Annotated in this window: 1 protein-coding gene; it reads right to left on the bottom strand. The window is 71.5% G+C overall.

Annotated elements, in window-relative coordinates; all coding sequences use genetic code 11:
- Positions 1-1,834: condensation domain-containing protein (locus tag ACFV5N_RS27535; protein WP_385605176.1), on the bottom strand; the 1,834-nt coding region annotated here is incomplete at both ends.

Below are 1,834 nucleotides of genomic sequence, written 5' to 3'. Positions count from 1 at the left end.
CCCTGCCAGGAGTCGATCACCGCCAACTCCGCGTCCCCCACCAGCCGCGCCTCCCCGTGCGGCGCCTCCGGATCCGCCACCATCGCCCGCATCACCCGTACATACACATCGCGCAGCGACAGCACCTGCTCCTGCGTCAGCACGTCCGGGTGGTAGTCCAGCCCCAGCAGCAGCCGTGACGAGTACGGGTTGCGGATCACACCCACATTCAGCGGGAAGTTGGTGGGCTCGGCGCGCTCCGTGCTGAAGCTGTCGATCTTGCCGTCCTCGATCCGGATCCGGTCCGCACCGAAGGCCTTGCCCAGCACATGGAAGTGGTTGTAGACGAAGTTCACCTCGAACAGCGGGCCACCGCCGAGCCCGCGCTGCAACGCGCCGAGCGGATAGCGCCGGTGCGGCAGCAGATCGCGCTCGGTGGCGAAGACCGCCCGCACCAGATCCGCCCAGCTGCCCTCCGGCAGCCGCAACCGGAACGGCACGGTGTTCAGATACAGCCCCCGCGCCTCGGTCCCGTCCGTCTCCTCCAGCCGCCCGTTGGCCGTCAGGCCGACCAGCAGATCGGTGCTGCCGGTCAGGACGCTGATCGCCCGCAGATGCGCCGCCAGCGCCACCGCCTTGAACGGCACCCCGCACCGGCGCGCCACCTCCTGGAGACCGTCGCACACCTCCTGCGGCAGCAGTGTCTCCACCGAGCCGTATCCCTCGGCCTCGTTGTGCACCCGCCACTCGTCCGGCATCGCCTCCCCGCCCGGCAGGGACGGCGCCCCCGCCGGGCGGCGCGGCAGCCGGCAGTCCGGGCGGTCCCCGACCCGCTCGCGCCAGAACTCCGCGCTCTCCCGCGAGGCCGTCGCCGCCTTCTCGGCCGCGATGAAGTCCCGGTACGTGGAGGTGGGCGGCTCCGGGCGCGGATCACCTCCCGCCAGCAACTCCTGGTAGAGCGCGGTGATCTCCGAGAGCGTCGAGTGCAGACTCCACCCGTCGAAGATGGCGTGGTGTTCGGTGATGGTCCACTGGAACGTCTCGTCCGCCAGCCGGTGCAGCCCGAACCGGAGCAGCAGCGGCCGTGTGTGGTCGAAGCGGTGCGCCCGCTCCGCCCGCACATACGCGCCGATCACCTCCTCCTGGGCCGCCGCCTCCAGGTCCCGCAGATCGACGACGGTGAACGGCATCTCGGCGTGCGGGTGCACCAGTTGCAGCGGCTCGCTGTAGCCGCTCAGGTCGAAGGAGGTCCGCAGGATGGGATGCCGGGCGACCACCCGGGCCACGGCGTCCCGGAAGGCCACCTCGTCGAACGGGCCGATGATCCGCAGGCTGTCGACGTTGTGGTACGGCCGCCGGTCCGGGTCGAACTCCATCTCGTAGACCATGCCGACCTGCAGTTCGGCCATGGGATAGGCGTCGACGAGCCCGTCCGGCAGCCTGTCCCGGTCCTCGGGGGAGACCAGCGAGAACGGTTCGGGTCCGCTCGGCGGCTCCCCGTCCGCTGCCCCGCTCTCCTCGGTGACGCTGCTGACCGCGGCCAGGCCCGCCGGTGTCGGATGGCGGAACAGGTCCTGGAGGGCGAACGACACCCCACCGGCCCGTGCCCGCCCCAGGACCTGGATGGCGCGGATGGAGTCGCCGCCGAGGTCGAAGAAGGAGTCGTCGCGGCCCACCCGGCGGACCCCGAGCACCTCGCTCCAGACGTCCGCGAGCACGGCCTCCACCGGACCGAGCGGCGCCGCGTAGTCCCGGCCGAGTTCGGGACGTTCCCGGCCCGGTGCCGGAAGGCTTCCGGTGTCGATCTTGCCCTGGGGGGTGAGGGGGAGACGGGTGAGGTGGACGAAGTGGTGCG

It is taken from the genome of Streptomyces sp. NPDC059853, assembly GCF_042731495.1.
Lineage (GTDB): Bacteria > Actinomycetota > Actinomycetes > Streptomycetales > Streptomycetaceae > Streptomyces.
This window is presented reverse-complemented; position numbering and strand designations above follow the sequence as displayed.